Origin of the sequence: Lentibacillus populi, from assembly GCA_014642895.1 — a bacterium.
Classification (GTDB): Bacteria; Bacillota; Bacilli; order Bacillales; family Amphibacillaceae; genus Lentibacillus_C; species Lentibacillus_C populi.
On record BMJD01000006.1, the window covers coordinates 50089 to 66124 of the forward strand.

At 41.6% G+C, this 16036-nt stretch carries 16 protein-coding genes and 1 riboswitch; of the genes, 15 read left to right on the plus strand and 1 reads right to left on the minus strand.

Annotated elements, in window-relative coordinates; translation table 11 throughout:
- Positions 1-127: 127 nt before the first annotated feature.
- The 3 genes from IEX12_RS06115 to IEX12_RS06125 all read left to right on the plus strand — a co-directional run bounded on the left by IEX12_RS06115 (position 128) and on the right by IEX12_RS06125 (position 5805).
- A complete protein-coding gene (locus IEX12_RS06115) occupies positions 128-2527 on the plus strand; it encodes a 3-hydroxyacyl-CoA dehydrogenase/enoyl-CoA hydratase family protein (RefSeq protein ID WP_188724793.1) in 2400 nt (799 codons plus the stop codon).
- A gap of 20 nt (positions 2528-2547) precedes the next feature.
- Entirely contained in the window at positions 2548-3723 is a 1176-nt protein-coding gene (locus IEX12_RS06120; protein ID WP_088053071.1) for an acetyl-CoA C-acetyltransferase, read from the plus strand.
- 297 nt (positions 3724-4020) lie between these two features.
- Positions 4021-5805: an acyl-CoA dehydrogenase FadE gene (locus IEX12_RS06125; protein WP_088053072.1), complete on the plus strand. Its 1785-nt coding sequence runs from the start codon at positions 4021-4023 to the stop codon at positions 5803-5805.
- A gap of 41 nt (positions 5806-5846) precedes the next feature.
- Here IEX12_RS06125 and IEX12_RS06130 read toward each other — a convergent pair whose 3' ends face one another.
- Positions 5847-6449, minus strand: a complete 603-nt coding sequence (locus IEX12_RS06130; protein WP_088053073.1) for a Uma2 family endonuclease — start codon at positions 6447-6449, stop codon at positions 5847-5849.
- Positions 6450-6690: 241 nt separating this feature from the next.
- Between IEX12_RS06130 and IEX12_RS06135 the strand changes: the two genes are divergently transcribed.
- From IEX12_RS06135 to sufU, 12 genes are all read left to right on the plus strand, one after another.
- Positions 6691-7047, plus strand: a complete 357-nt coding sequence (locus tag IEX12_RS06135) for an arsenate reductase family protein (protein WP_088053074.1) — start codon at positions 6691-6693, stop codon at positions 7045-7047.
- 76 nt (positions 7048-7123) lie between these two features.
- Positions 7124-7507, plus strand: a complete 384-nt coding sequence (gene gcvH / locus IEX12_RS06140) for a glycine cleavage system protein GcvH (RefSeq protein ID WP_088053075.1) — start codon at positions 7124-7126, stop codon at positions 7505-7507.
- 131 nt (positions 7508-7638) lie between these two features.
- Complete coding sequence (locus tag IEX12_RS06145; RefSeq protein ID WP_088053076.1) at positions 7639-7992, plus strand: toprim domain-containing protein; 354 nt, start codon at positions 7639-7641, stop codon at positions 7990-7992.
- A gap of 10 nt (positions 7993-8002) precedes the next feature.
- Entirely contained in the window at positions 8003-8320 is a 318-nt protein-coding gene (locus IEX12_RS06150) for a thioredoxin family protein (RefSeq protein WP_188724794.1), read from the plus strand.
- A gap of 86 nt (positions 8321-8406) precedes the next feature.
- Positions 8407-8512, plus strand: a riboswitch (SAM riboswitch).
- 198 nt (positions 8513-8710) lie between these two features.
- Positions 8711-9739 carry a methionine ABC transporter ATP-binding protein gene (locus IEX12_RS06155; protein WP_088053078.1) on the plus strand — a complete coding sequence of 343 codons (1029 nt, stop codon included), beginning with the start codon at positions 8711-8713 and terminating at the stop codon, positions 9737-9739.
- Positions 9729-10397 carry a methionine ABC transporter permease gene (locus IEX12_RS06160; protein ID WP_088053079.1) on the plus strand — a complete coding sequence of 223 codons (669 nt, stop codon included), beginning with the start codon at positions 9729-9731 and terminating at the stop codon, positions 10395-10397. The genes IEX12_RS06155 and IEX12_RS06160 overlap by 11 nt, the downstream gene beginning before the upstream one ends.
- 16 nt (positions 10398-10413) lie before the next feature.
- Positions 10414-11244, plus strand: coding sequence for a MetQ/NlpA family ABC transporter substrate-binding protein (locus IEX12_RS06165; protein ID WP_102414993.1), 831 nt, complete (start codon positions 10414-10416; stop codon positions 11242-11244).
- 210 nt (positions 11245-11454) lie between these two features.
- The gene (locus IEX12_RS06170) at positions 11455-11625 is read left to right on the plus strand and encodes a YuzK family famiily protein (protein WP_188724795.1); all 171 of its coding nucleotides are present in this window, start codon (positions 11455-11457) and stop codon (positions 11623-11625) included.
- 626 nt (positions 11626-12251) lie between these two features.
- Positions 12252-13037: a Fe-S cluster assembly ATPase SufC gene (gene sufC, locus IEX12_RS06175; RefSeq protein ID WP_088053081.1), complete on the plus strand. Its 786-nt coding sequence runs from the start codon at positions 12252-12254 to the stop codon at positions 13035-13037.
- Positions 13038-13054: 17 nt separating this feature from the next.
- The gene (gene sufD, locus IEX12_RS06180; RefSeq protein WP_088053082.1) at positions 13055-14362 is read left to right on the plus strand and encodes a Fe-S cluster assembly protein SufD; all 1308 of its coding nucleotides are present in this window, start codon (positions 13055-13057) and stop codon (positions 14360-14362) included.
- Positions 14362-15582, plus strand: a complete 1221-nt coding sequence (locus IEX12_RS06185; RefSeq protein ID WP_088053083.1) for a cysteine desulfurase — start codon at positions 14362-14364, stop codon at positions 15580-15582. The genes sufD and IEX12_RS06185 overlap by 1 nt, the downstream gene beginning before the upstream one ends.
- Positions 15572-16009, plus strand: coding sequence for a Fe-S cluster assembly sulfur transfer protein SufU (gene sufU, locus IEX12_RS06190; protein WP_088053084.1), 438 nt, complete (start codon positions 15572-15574; stop codon positions 16007-16009). Before IEX12_RS06185 ends, sufU begins: the two co-directional genes overlap by 11 nt.
- Positions 16010-16036 lie beyond the last annotated feature (27 nt).

Genomic DNA, 16036 nt, shown 5'->3' on the forward strand with positions numbered 1-16036 from the left:
TATTCGTTTCCGTTGCGATATTTCTGAATATAATTTATACTGATTAATAGATGGATAGGGAACTATCTTTTATTTTTCGCAGTAAAATGAATGAGTGTTCATTCAAATAAGGATTGGGGGACAAATCATGACACGAACGATCAAGCGTGCTGCAGTATTAGGGTCTGGTGTAATGGGATCCGGAATTGCTGCTCACTTGGCTAACGTTGGGATACCGACGCTGATGCTCGATATTGTACCGAGGGAATTAACGAAGGATGAAGCGAAAAAAGGCTTAACACTGGAAGATCGTGTTGTTCGAAATCGAACGGCAGCCCAAAGCAAAAAGGCCCTATTAAAGCAGAAACCATCACCGATTACGACAAAGCAGAGCCTTGATTTAATCGAGGTTGGCAATATGGATGATGACATGGAAAAATTAGCTGATGTGGACTGGATTATTGAAGTTGTCGTAGAAAGATTGGATATTAAGAAACAGATTTTTGCAAATGTCGATAAATATCGTAGACCCGGAACAGTTGTTAGCTCCAATACATCAGGAATTTCAGTAGAGGCAATGGCAGAAGATTGTTACGAAGATTTTCGCAAACATTTTCTCGGTACCCACTTTTTCAACCCGCCTCGCTATTTGAAATTACTTGAGGTTATACCGACGAAGGATACAGATCCGAAAGTACTGGCATTCATGAAAAAATTTGGCGAGAATGTACTTGGTAAGGGTGTAGTAGAAGCAAAGGATACACCAAACTTTATTGCCAACCGAATTGGTACATACGGACTTCTCGTCACTGTACAAAAAATGCTGGAGGGCGGATATAGTGTCGGTGAGGTTGATTCTGTTACCGGACCAATGATTGGCCGTCCGAAGAGTGCGACTTTCCGTACGCTGGATGTTGTTGGCCTTGATACATTTATTCACGTGGCCAAAAATGTTTATGATCAGGTTAAAGGTGCGGAAAAAGAAGTATTCGATGTACCGCAGTTTATTTTAAGCATGCAGGAAAAAGGCTGGCTCGGTGCTAAGAGCGGTCAAGGATTTTTCTGGAAGAAGAAAGACAAAAACGGCAGTACCATCTATGAATTAAATCCGGAAACACTAGAATACGAGGATCGGAAAAAACTAAAAACGGCTGCAACCGAAATGGCAAAACAGGAAAAAGGTTCGCATCGCAAATTGAAAGCGCTTGTATCGGCGAAAGGTGACAGAGCGGGTGATTTAGTCTGGTCTGTAATGAAACCGGCATTGATTTATTCAGCAGAGCTTACTGGTGAAATTGCCGATGATATTATTTCCATCGATCAGGCTATGAAATGGGGCTTCGGCTGGGAACTTGGACCATTTGAATCATGGGACGCGATTGGTGTCCGCAAATCAGTCGAGCGGATGCAACAAGAAGGAGAAACGGTTCCTGACTGGGTGCTGAAATTATTAAAAGATGGCAATGAATCCTTCTATAAAACAGAGAATGGCAATGTCTATTATTACGATCAAGGTGAATATAAACAGCAGCATTTCAATAAAAAAGAAATTAATTTAAAACGGGTTAAAGATGTTAATGGGGTCATTAAAAAGAATACGGGCGCTAGTTTAATAGATTTAGGGGACGGTGTAGCAGCTTTAGAATTCCATTCGCAAAGCAATGCCATTGGACTGGATATTATCCAAATGGTTAACTTTGCACTAGAAGAGGTTGCGAAAAATTATCAAGGACTTGTCATCGGCAACCAAGGCAAAAATTTCTGTGTGGGGGCAAACCTTGGCATGATGCTGATGGAGGCACAGGACGATAATTTCTTTGAGTTGGATATGGTTGTTCGTCAATTCCAAAACATGGCGCTGAACATTAAGTATTCCGAGAAACCGGTTGTGTCTGCACTATTTAATATGACACTTGGCGGCGGTGCAGAGGTTTCCTTACCGGCGGCTGCAATCCAGGCATCACCGGAAACGTACATGGGACTTGTGGAATTTGGCGTTGGTTTAATCCCAGGCGGTGGCGGTACTAAAGAGCTGTATTTAAAAGAGCTGCGCAACCTGCCGAAGGGTGTTGAGTTTGATCTGACAAAAGTAGCGATTGATGTATTTGAAAAAGTAGCTACCGCAAAAGTTTCCACATCGGCTGCCGAAGCACGGGAGAACGGCTTTTTAAATAACCAAGACGCCATCAGTGCAAATCCGGATCATCTGCTGCATGATGCAAAAGAAAAAGTACTTGCCTTAGCAAATGCTGGCTATCAGGCGCCAAAACGGGAAAAGGTACCGGTTGTCGGTGATCCTGGTTATGCGGCAATGCTGCTAGGAGCAAAGTCACTCCAACTAAGTGGTTATGCATCAGATCATGATGTAAAAATCGCGGAAAAACTCGCATATGTACTATCAGGTGGACGAATAAAAGAAGGTACATTAATTGACGAACAAGTCATGCTCGATTTAGAACGGGAAGCATTCCTAAGTTTAATCGGGGAGCCGAAAACCCAACAACGGATGCAGCACATGCTACTAAAAGGGAAGCCTTTACGTAATTAAAAAGAAGAGGGGGAAGAAATGTGAAGGAAGCAGTAATTGTTGCAGGTGCAAGAACCCCTGTAGGAAAAGCTAAGAAAGGGTCACTCGCCAATTCTCGACCAGATGATTTGGCAGCATTAACGATAAAAGAAACACTAAAACGTGCTGGGAATTACGACGGCAATATCGATGATGTCATTATTGGAACAGCGATGCCTGAAGCAGAACAGGGAATGAATGTGGCACGTAATATTGCCGGCCTTGCAGGATTGAGGAATACGGTTCCAGGAGTCACCATTAATCGCTACTGTTCATCAGGCTTGCAAAGTATTGCTTTTGCAGCGGAGCGTATTATGATCGGTGCTAGTGATACGATGATTGCCGGTGGAACGGAATCAATGAGTTTGATTCCAATGGGCGGTCACGTAATCAAGCCGAATAGCAAGCTTGTTCAGGATGCACCAGGCTACTACATGGGGATGGGGCATACCGCCGAAGAAGTAGCCAATCGTTTCAGTATTTCCCGCGAAGATCAGGATGCCTTTGCGGTTCAGAGTCACGAGCGTGCGGCTAAAGCTATCCAAGAAGGGAAATTCAAGGATGAAATCGTTCCGGTTGAAGTAACCGAGCGGGTAGTTGGCAAAAACAATCAGATTGAAGAGAAAAGCTTCATATTTGAAATGGATGAAGGTGTACGCAAAGGAACATCGATGGAAGTATTGGCAAAACTGCGCCCGGCATTTAATGTGAGAGGATCTGTCACAGCTGGTAATTCATCGCAAATGAGTGATGGTGCAGCATCCGTATTGTTAATGGAGCGGGATAAAGCTGAGGCGGAAGGACTTACACCACTTGTGAAATTCCGTTCCTTTGCTGTAGCAGGTGTGGAGCCGGAAATTATGGGCGTTGGTCCGGTTAAAGCGGTACCAAAGGCATTGAAAATTGCCGGACTTGAACTAGCGGACATTGGCTTGTTCGAATTGAACGAAGCATTTGCTTCCCAATCGGTTCGTGTTATCCAAGCATTAGAACTCGATCCGAATATTGTCAATGTAAACGGCGGCGCCATTGCACTTGGCCACCCACTTGGGATGACCGGTACGAAATTAACGTTAAGTCTGATTCATGAAATGAAGCGTCGCAACGTACAATATGGTGTTGTTACCATGTGTATTGGTGGCGGAATGGGTGCTGCTGGTGTATTTGAACTTGTTTAGTTAAACCTTATGGTCAAGGTGATGTTTTTAAGTGAATTGTGAAGTTCACAGAGGAAATGCTGAACTTCTTATTAAAATGCTGAGTTTACGGAGAAAGTACTGAACATCATCTAAAACGTGCTGAAGTTTATAGAGAAAGTGCTGAACTTCATACAAAATACTGAAGCTCAAAGAGAAAGTGCTGAAGTTCAGGAGAAAATACTGAAGTTCATCTAAAAATGCTGAACATCACAGAAATGCTAAAACTCACAGAAGGGTGTTTGCCCTATTATTTCATAATGGAAAGGGACGTTAATCATGAGTGAAACGAAAGAAAAATTATTTAAAGGTGGAGCATTTTTAATAGAGGATTTAACCGGTGATGATGTGATTACCCCGGAGGATTTCACTGACGAACATAAAATGATTGCTAAAACAACGGAAGAGTTCGTCGCCGGTGAGGTGTTGCCAGTAGTAGACAAATTAGAAAACCACGAATTTGAATACTCGGTGGATCTGCTTAAAAAGGCCGGGGAACTTGGATTGTTAGGTGCTGATGTTCCGGAAGAATATGGCGGATTGGCATTAGATAAAATTAGTTCTTCCTTAATTACGGAAAAATTCTCCCGTGCTGGCGGATTTTCCGTAACACATGGGGCACATGTTGGCATCGGTTCATTGCCAATCGTATTTTTCGGCAACGATGAGCAAAAACAAAAGTATTTACCAAAACTTGCAACTGGTGAACTTTTAGCGGCCTACGCATTAACAGAACCTTCATCAGGGTCCGATGCTCTAGGTGCAAAAACAACCGCCAAATTAAATGATGCTGGTACCCATTATATTTTAAATGGCGAAAAACAATGGATCACAAACTCGGCATTCGCAGATGTTTTCATTGTCTATGCCAAAATCGACGGCGAACATTTCTCTGCATTCATTGTAGAGCGTAAATTCCCTGGTGTATCAGTTGGTAATGAAGAAGACAAAATGGGAATTAAAAGCTCGTCAACCCGTACATTGATATTGGAAGATGCAGAAGTACCTGTTGAGAATCTATTAGGGGAAAAAGGCAAAGGCCACAAAATTGCTTTTAATATTTTAAACGTCGGCCGTTATAAATTGGCAATCGGTGGTGTAGGCGGTTCAAAACGTGGAATCGAAGTGGCAACCAAGTATGTAAACGAACGTAAGCAATTTGGCAGATCCATTTCAAGCTTTAGCCTTACGCAGGAAAAATTGGCTACAATGGCAGCACGGACGTATGCAAATGAAAGTGCCGTTTACCGCACAGTCGGATTGTTCGAACAGCGGATGGGAGCTTTAACAGATAAGCAATTAAAAGATGGACGTGAAATAGCCAAAGCGATTGCCGAATACCAAATCGAGTGCTCGATGAATAAATACGCTGCTACGGAATGTCTCGATTATGTCACTGATGAAGCCGTACAGCTTCATGGCGGGTATGGTTTTATGGAAGAATATGAGGTTGCCCGTATGTACCGTGATTCACGGATCAACCGGATATTTGAAGGAACAAACGAAATCAATCGTTTAATCGTGCCTGGAACATTGCTGAAAAAAGCAATGAAAGGGGAATTGCCATTACTGCAAAAAGCACAAGGCCTGCAGGAAGAGCTCATGATGATGATGCCGGAAGAAGTCGGTGATGAAACGTTAGCACAAGAAAAACATCTCTTGAAAAATGCTAAGAAAATCGTTTTGCTTGGTGCCGGACTCGCAGCACAAAAGTATATGCAGAAGCTGGAGAATGAACAAGAAATCCTCGTAAACCTTGCCGATATGGTTAATGAAGTGTATAACATGGAATCTGCTATTCTTCGGACCGAAAAAGCTATTAACAAATCGGGTGAAGAAAAGAATAAACAAAAACTGCTTTATACACAAGTTTATGTTCAGGAAGCATTTAACCGAATTGAAGCGGATGCAAAAGAAACGCTGATCGCTGTTGAAGAAGGCGATACATTGCGTATGATGCTTTCGTCATTACGCAAACTTACACGCCACACACCAACAAATGTTATTGCGAAAAAACGCGAGATTGCGGCGGGTATTATTGAAGAAGAAAAATATTTTGTATAAAAAATCAAAGGCCCTAGTTACGTTGGTAACTAGGGCTTTTGTTAATTCTTGATATCGGGAATATTATTCATAATTTCTTCCATAGTGAAGGAAATACATGAGACGTTTGGAGAAGATACATTATCATTATGTTGAAAAACATTAAATATAGTATATTGTTCGTCTTGAAGCGTATATTGTTCTAACATTCCGCTTGCAGGTTCCACGATCCAGTATTCCGGGATTTTATACCGTGCGTAAGTTTTAAGTTTATCAATTTTATCACGCTTTAATGTCGAAGGTGACAGAATTTCGACAACAAGGTCTGGTGCACCTTCAATCCCGCGGTTACGTAAAATATCGATACGGCTTCTGTGTAATAGAACAAGATCTGGCTGACGAACCTCCTTGGAAGAGAGAATGACATCAACAGGTGCATATAAAATAAAATAATCCGATTCGCAGCTGTGTGTGATTATCTTTTGCATTTGATGACTAATCAATTGGTGGGTAACGGCTGGCGCAGGACTCATCAATTCTAATTGTCCATTTACCAGTTCATATCGGTTCCCGTCGTCGATTGAAGCGTAATCATCATATGTCAGATTGCTTTCTTTGATCATGTCATTATCTTTACTTGTTTTGCCACCGTATTTTTCTCCCATCCCGAACACCTTTCCCTTTATGGCGCTATTTTTTATAGTATATCATGGTTTTTTATTTGTTACTATGAAAATAGAATCGTCAACGTGTATTGCTTTCGATTTCAAACAGTACTTCTTTTCATCATTATACCATCGGTGAATAAAATTGGATTCTTAATCTGCAATTTCTTCGACCATTCCCATACAAATCTGCTATAATAGATGAAATTAATTACATGGGCAGGGGAGGGATGTAAAGTATATGGCGTTAACATTCTACTGGTATCCAAATTGCGGTACATGCAAAAAGGCGAAAAAATGGTTGGACGATCAAAACATCACCTATACGAGCATACATATTGTGGACAACCCGCCGACAAAAAACGAGTTGCTGGATTTGATCGAGAAAAGCGGTTTACCTGCTAAGAAATTTTTCAACACAAGTGGCAAGAAGTATCGGGAAGGGAATATTAAGGAAATAATTAAAGATGCCAGTACTGAAGAAATGGCGGAAATCCTGGCGTCAGATGGTATGCTGATCAAGCGGCCGATTGTTACAAATGGACAAAAGGTAACGGTTGGATTTAAAGAAGAAACCTTTGAAGAAGAATGGCTGTAAATGTAAGGTGAAATACTAGAAATAAACCGGGTTACCTAGTATAGTAAAATTGCTATGAATTAATGGAGGGATTTTAATGAGCTTACCAAAGGACTTATTATATTCAGAAGAACATGAATGGGTAAAACAAGAAGATGGCAAAGTACGAATCGGAATTACTGATTTTGCACAAGATGAGTTAGGCGATATTGTATTTGTTGAGCTGCCGGAAGAAGGAGACGAAATCGAAGCGGATGAGCCTTTTGGAAGTGTTGAATCTGTTAAGACTGTATCTGAACTGTATGCCCCAATCAGTGGTAAAGTCGTTGAAGTAAATGAAGAATTAGAGGACAGCCCTGAACTAGTAAACGAATCGCCATATGAGAAAGCATGGATGGTTGTGGTTGAGCCTTCTGATGAATCGGAAATAGACGAATTGTTATCTGCTGAAAAATACGAAGAGGTTATTCAGGAAGATTAATCAGATAAAATTAGAACGCATTCGAGGCTGACTTTGCACTCCAATTAAAAGGTGTAGAGTCAGCCTTATTCGCATCATATTATAGTTGTAAGCAGCTTTTTGCTTGATTTGGTAAGGAGTGCTGTGGGATCATGACACATGAATCAGACAAAGTCATTATTGTTGAGGGGTTAACCGATAAAAAGCAAATCAAAAAAGTAATCACGGAGGATGTTGAAATAATTTGTACGAATGGCACGCTCGGTGTGGAACGGTTTGATGAGCTTTTGTATACGTATGATTTGGATAATAAGGATGTCTTCATTTTAGTTGATGAGGATGAATCAGGGATAAAGCTGCGTAAACAATTAGCACGGGAGCTCCCCCATGCAGAGCATATTTACGTAAACAGTGAATATCGGGAAGTAGCAACGACGCCTGAACAAATCCTTGCAACCGTATTAGTAAGCAAACGAATCGCGGTCAATCCGATATTTTTGGTGTAGGGTGATAGTTTTGCAACAGATTACAGACGAAACATTGATTGGAGATCATTATTTACTATATATTTACACCCCGTTTTGCGGTACATGTGCATTGGCAAGATCGATGCTGGACAAAATTGAAGCGGTGCATCATGAGGACATTTTTTATGAAATGAATGCTGCACTGCATCCCGATTTTATGCAAGATAACAAAATCGAAAGTGTGCCATGTCTGCTGATAAAACAAGATGGGGAAATCAAAGAAAGCGTTTATGCGTTCCGTTCGATCGGGAACATTTACAGTTATTTGCTGAAATATAAACCGGAGTTGTTCGCTAATAATTCATAATTAGCGGACTATTACTTTTTGCATTGACACGTGTTTCGGTAAGTGCTAGTATTTTACTTATCATTTTTAAATTAAATACGACTTATCTCTTATCTTGAGCGGTGGAGGGACTGGCCCTATGAACCCGCGGCAACCTTCAGGTGTATTTGAAAGGTGCCAATTCCTGCAAAGTAATCCTTTGACAGATGAGGGGACGTGAGACTTTTTATAGATACGTCTTTCTGTTCTCTTGCAGAAAGGCGTTTTTGGTTTCAATGGGCATAATAAGAGATATGTAAGAGGTTTTGATAATGAAATCAGCAATTCGCCGATTTCTTCCAATCCGACCTCTGGCTTCCGACCTCTGAAAATGCAAGGCGGATGCCGAGTTATTGCTAAGGAGGATTATTCGTGATTTCAATTGAAGGATTAAGCAAAATTTTTACATCCAATAAAAAGCAAATCACTGCCGTTGATGACTTAACACTTGCAATTAAGGAAGGCGGGATTTTCGGTGTGATTGGCTACAGTGGTGCCGGTAAGAGTACGTTTGTCAGATTGCTTAACCGGTTAGAGGAGCCGTCTAGCGGACGGGTTATTATAGATGATCAAGACATTACGGCCATGAATTCTAATCAGCTCCGGCTGGCGAGACAGGAAATTGGGATGATTTTTCAGCATTTTAATTTGCTATGGTCGCGGACAGTAAAGGATAATATTGCGTTTCCTTTGGAAATTGCTGGAGTGCCAAAAGCGGAACGGGAGAGGCGGGTTCGGGAGCTGATCGATTTGGTTGGACTTTCTGAACGGGAAAATGCCTATCCGTCACAGCTGAGCGGCGGGCAAAAGCAGCGAGTCGGGATTGCCAGAGCACTTGCCAACAATCCAAAAGTGCTGCTTTGCGATGAGGCTACCTCAGCACTTGACCCGGAAACGACCAACGCGATTTTAGATTTGCTGGTGGATATTAATAAAAAGCTGGGCCTGACGATTATTTTAATTACCCATGAAATGCACGTTATTCGTAAAATTTGCCGGCAGGTTGCCGTAATGGAAAATGGAAAGATCGTTGAACAAGGTGACGTGCTGGATGTGTTTTTACGGCCAAAGCAGCAAGTGACGAAAAAATTTGTTGAGCAGGTAATGGGTACACAGGATGAGAATGAAGGAATACAGGACTTGATTAATGCCTATGATCATGGAAAGATTGTTCGCCTTCATTTTATCGGGGAAACGGCAAACCAGGCACTGATTAGTCAAGTGGCGAAGAAATATAAGGTTGATATTAACGTTTTACAGGGAAAAATTACCCAAACGCAAGCTGGCGCCTATGGAACGCTGTTTGTACAAATAGAAGGAGAAACAGAAGAAATGGACAAGGCAATCGGCTTTATCACCAAAACCTCGGTTGAAGTGGAGGTGATCCGTGATGTTAACTGATTTATTTCCCAATTTGGATGTTGAGGACCTTTGGGGAGCAATCTATGAAACGTTTTATATGACGATACTTTCACTCGTTGGAACGTTAATCTTGGGGATCCTGCTCGGTTTGCTATTATACCTGACTGCGAAGGGTGGGATTTGGCAAAATAAATTAATTAACCTTGTTGTCGCAGCAATCGTAAACATATTTCGAGCGATTCCGTTTATCATCTTGATTTTACTGTTATTTCCATTTACCGACTTTTTAATTGGTACGATTCGTGGCCCCAATGCTGCCTTACCAGCATTGATTATCGGATCAGCCCCATTTTATGGAAGGCTTGTGGAAATTGCTTTGAAGGAAGTGGATAAAGGTGTGGTGGAAGCGGCGAAAGCAATGGGTGCCAAAACACGAACGATTATTTTTCGGGTGTTACTTCCTGAATCCATGCCCGCATTGGTTTCAGGGCTGACCGTAACGGCGATTGCACTGATTGGTTATACAGCAATGGCTGGTGTCATTGGCGCTGGTGGTTTAGGGAATTATGCTTATTACTTTGGATTTCAGCGGCGTAATTTTGATATTGTCTTTATTTGTACCGTCGTTATTGTTTTAATCGTATTTATTTTTCAGTTTATTGGCGACTTTATTTCCAATAAATTAGATAAAAGATAAAAAGGGGGAGTTCATCATGAAAAAGATTTTAGCATTTGTATCTATATTGTTGGTACTCGTATTAGCAGCATGTGGCGGGTCTGATGAAAGCAAAGGTGACGATGAAAATACAACCATTAAAGTTGGGGCAACCAGTGTGCCGCATGCAGAAATTTTGGAAGAAGCAAAACCACTTCTGAAAGAAAAAGGAATCACACTTGAAATTGAGGAATACCAGGATTATGTATTACCAAACGACGCCTTGGCAGATGGTGATCTTGATGCCAACTATTTTCAAACCACCCCATATTTGGAGCAAACAGTAAAGGATACGGGATATGATTTGGACTATATAGATGGCATCCACATTGAACCAATGGGGATTTACTCCAAAGATATTACCAGTCTGGATAATGTGAAAGATGGTACTGAAGTCATTTTAAGTAATTCCGTATCAGATCATCCCCGTGTATTAGCCTTGTTTGAAAAAGCTGGTCTGATCAAATTGGACGATAGTGTGAAAACGAACAAAGCGACATTTGATGATATTGTTGAAAATCCGAAGAACTTAACCTTTTCACCGGATTATGAGGCAGCAATTTTACCGGAACTGTATAATTCAGAGGAAAATACTCTCGTTGCCATCAACACAAACTATGCCATTCAGGCCGGTTTAGATCCAATGGACGACACGCTTATTTTGGAAGATGAAAAATCGCCATATGTGAATGTTGTTGCTGTTCAAGCGAAAGACAAAGATAATGAAGCGTTGAATACATTGGTAGACGTGCTGCATTCAAAAGAAATCCAGGACTTTATGTTGGATAAATATGACGGGGCAGTTGTTCCGGTCGGTGGAGAAAAGTAATTTATTGGGAATTTTGAGTATTTGGCAGTATCCAGGTGAAAAAAGATAAATATGATGAAGAAAAATGGCTATGTTCGGTTCAGCGGCTAATTTCCAATTCAATGCGTTAACTGACGTTTAAATCGGCTTTGCCACGGGAATCGTCCTTGTGATAATCTTAGGATTGTAAATAAAACGAAAGGATGATTCACTATCCACAGTGGAATAAGGATGAATTACACTCCCGAAATGGAGAAAGCAATGCAGCAGTCACACGGAATGGGCTATGCGGAATACGGGAGGAAACTTGACAAACGAATCGTTGTGGAAAAGAGAAGGCAACAAGAATACGAGCAATGCAAGCATATTGTCGCGGAAATCGATAGTCATTTTCATAAATAAGAACCAAAGGTGGAAGCGCCCGGTTAGCGACGTATGGACTGCGCCCTGCCATGCAGGGTGGTTCGGTGTTGCCGCGCAAAGCGGCGGTTTTAACCGAACATTCCTACCGTAGGAGATAAAGGAAACATGCCCCTGCAACAGGGGTAGACGTGAGTTGGACGCAAAGTCCGTTCTTAGTCGGCATTCCTTCTTACCCGAACCGATGTTGACTTATCGTACGGAGGCGGGTGTTGTCCACTAGTCGCTGGGCGCTGGAGCCGGACGTGGCCTACACTGTTGCGAACGGAATTGGGCCTTAGTTTATACATTTTCTTTTCTAATAGAAATTTAACGAATGAATGCTGGCAACTTTATATACAAGTTGCCAGCATTTTTTGGAATATGAGATTGGTGAATGGCCTTAGATTGCAAGTTGTGTAATTTCCTCGTTCATGGCCAAATTGCCTAACAGACAATGACGTTTCACTTTGTGTTAAACTATAACTATCCCAAGAAAAAACGTGATATTTATCAACCTAAAAGAGTTGAATATACATTCGAAATGATATAAGATTGTAATGAGAATAAATTGAGAATGGAAATTGCTCCATTTGAATACACACATAATAGTAATTGGAGGTATCGATATGGCAGGATCAACACTAGAAATCAAAAATCTTCATGTATCTATTGAAGGAAAAGAGATATTAAAAGGTGTAAACCTTACGATAAAGGGTGGAGAATTCCATGCGGTCATGGGGCCGAACGGAACAGGGAAATCCACCCTGGCATCAGCAATTATGGGTCATCCGAAATATGAAGTAACAGAAGGAAGTGTACTTTTGGACGGCCAGGATGTGTTGGAAATGGAAGTTGACGAACGTGCTCGTGCTGGTCTGTTCCTTGGCATGCAGTATCCAAGTGAAATCAGTGGTGTGACAACTTCTGACTTCTTGCGCTCCTCGATTAATGCTCGTCGTGAGGAAGGCGATGAAATTCCATTAATGAAATTTATTAAGGAAATGGATAATACACTGGATTACCTGGAAATTGATAAAAACATGGCACAACGCTATTTAAACGAAGGCTTTTCCGGTGGTGAGAAGAAGCGTAATGAAATTTTACAATTAATGATGATCAAACCAGAAATTGCCATCTTGGACGAAATCGATTCCGGGCTGGATATTGACGCACTGAAAGTTGTTTCCAAAGGGATCAATAAGTTACGTGATGAAAACTTTGGCTGCTTAATTATTACGCACTATCAACGCTTGCTGAATTATATTACTCCGGACGTTGTCCATGTCATGATGCAAGGACGTGTTGTTAAATCTGGCGGACCTGAGCTGGCACAACGGTTAGAAGCTGAAGGGTACGACTGGATTAAGGAAGAATTGGGTATTGAAGACGAAACTGTTGAGCAAAATGCGTAAAGGTTAGGAGGGGTAATATGACTGTTGAAACAAAGCTGCCATACGATCAAGGTTATACAATCAAGTTTTCACAAGACAGGAATGAACCAGAATGGATGCGGAATTTACGCCTTCAAGCTTTGGAACAAGCTGATGCTCTTCCAATGCCAGAACCGGATAAAACGAGAATAGGCAAGTGGAATTTCAGTAAGTTTAAACATACAGCAGAAGGCGCTACAATTTCTTCTCTAGAAGAGCTGCCGGCGGAAATTCAGGAATTTCTTGATAAAGAAAATAAAACTGAAAATCTGGTAATCCAGCGTAATCACACCGTTGCATATGCAGCACTGACAGATGATCTGAAGGAAAAAGGTGTTATTTTCACTGATATCTTCACTGCTTTAAACGAACATGAGGATTTAGTGAAACGTTATTATATGAAAGATGCGGTATCAATCGATGAACATCGTTTGACTGCACTTCATGCTGCGTTAATGAACGGTGGCGTTTTCGTGTACGTACCGAAAAATGTTCAATTGGATAAACCGTTGCAAGCTATTTTTTGGCAGGAAGATCCGGAAGTGGCGTTGTTCAATCATGTATTAGTTGTTGCGGATGATAACAGCTCATTGACATATGTGGAAAACTATATCTCCAGTAATCATGAAGAACAAAGCGTAGCCAATATAGTGACCGAAGTAATTGCCCAAAATAATGCCAAAATCTCATTTGGTGCTGTTGATAATTTTGCTGAAGGAACAACAACATATGTAAACCGTCGTGGTGTTGCCTATCGTGATGCATCAATTGATTGGGCATTAGGGCAAATGAATGACGGTAACTCGGTTTCAGAAAATGTTACGCATTTAGTTGGCGATAATTCCAATTCCAATGCAAAAGCTGTAACCGTAGGACGCGGCAGTCAAACACAAAATTTCACAACAAAGATTGTTCACTTTGGAAAAAATTCAGAAGGGTATATCCTTCAACATGGTGTTATGAAAGATAATGCAACGACTATTTTTAATGGGATCGGCAGAATTGAGCACGGGGCATCGAAATCAAATGCGGAACAGGAATCTCGTGTCCTGATGCTGAGTGAAAAAGCCCGTGGAGACGCAAATCCAATTCTATTGATTGAAGAAGATGATGTAATGGCGGGGCATGCGGCTTCGGTTGGTCGCGTTGATCCGATTCAAATGTACTATTTAATGAGCCGTGGGATTTCAAAATTTGAAGCGGAACGATTAATCATTCATGGCTTCCTGGAGCCAGTAGTTGGTCAGCTGCCGATTGCATCGGTTAAAGAACAACTGAAACAGGTTATTGAAAGGAAGGTTTACTAATGGATGTGCAAGCCATACGGCAACAGTTTCCTATTTTGAACCAGGAAGTGAACGGACATCCCTTAGTATATCTTGATTCATCGGCAACATCGCAAAAGCCGTTACCTGTTATCGAAGCACTTGATGCCTATTACCGGGAAGATAATTCAAATGTTCACCGCGGTGTTCATACTTTAGGTACAAGGGCCACAGAAAAGTATGAAGGTGCACGAGAAAAAGTACGTCGTTTTATTAATGCATCAAGTACAGCGGAAGTGATTTTTACTCGTGGGACAACAACATCGATTAATACAGTTGCATATAGTTATGCACGTAGTAATATGAAAAGCGGGGATGAAATTTTGATTACCCCGATGGAGCATCATAGTAATATTATTCCATGGCAGCAAGCCGCGAAGGCTACAGGTGCAACATTGAACTATTTACCATTACAACCAGATGGTACAATTGATCTCGATGATGTTCGTCAGGCCATTACCGATAGCACAAAACTGGTCGCAGTCGCGCATGTATCAAATGTGCTTGGAACGATTAATCCGGTCAAAGAAATTGCGCAAATTGCCCATCAGCACGGAGCCGTATTGCTTGTTGATGGTGCACAAGGCGCTCCACATATAAAAGTGGATGTACAGGACATGGATTGTGATTTCTACGCTTTTTCCGGCCATAAAATGTGTGGACCAACCGGTATTGGGGTATTATATGGGAAACGCGAACATCTGGAAGCAATGGAACCAGTTGAATTTGGCGGTGAGATGATCGATTTCGTAAACCTCTATGATTCAACCTGGAAAGAGCTCCCCTGGAAATTTGAAGGCGGTACCCCAATCATAGCAGGTGCGATTGGACTTGGTGCGGCAATTGACTTTTTAAATGAAGTTGGTATGGAGAATATTGCAGCTCACGAGCATAGACTGGCGGACTACGCGATGGAAAAGATGCGGACAATTGATGGTATTACGATTTATGGACCGGAAAAACGGGCAGCACTCGTAACGTTTAATCTGGATGATGTCCATCCGCATGATGCTTCGACGGCACTTGATGCGGAAGGGATTGCCGTAAGAGCTGGGCACCATTGTGCACAGCCGCTGATGAAATGGTTGAATGTCACTGCTACCGCGAGAGCAAGCTTTTATTTATACAACACCGAGGAAGATATTGATCGTTTAGTTGATGGACTTTTGAAAACGAAGGAGTATTTTGGTGATGTCTTTTAGCAACCTTGATACACTATACCGAAAAGTAATTATGGATCATTATAAAAATCCGCGGAACAAGGGAACAGTCGACGGCAATGCACTAACCGTTGATATGAATAACCCAACATGCGGGGACCGTATCCAGCTTCAATTGCAAGTGAAGGATGGGATCGTTAAGGACGCTAAGTTTGATGGGGAAGGTTGCTCCATTAGTATGTCATCCGCATCGATGATGACACAAGCGATCAAAGGAAAGCCAATTCACGAGGCATTAAATATGTCAAAAATGTTCTCCGATATGATGCTTGGCGAGGACGTTGACACCGAAGAGGCTGATTTTGGTGATATCGAAGCATTGCAAGGTGTTTCGCAGTTTCCTGCACGGATTAAATGTGCAACCCTTGCTTGGAAGGCAATGGAAAAAGGAGTCCACGACATGCAGTAGGAAATACGGATTAGACATGGGTGACAC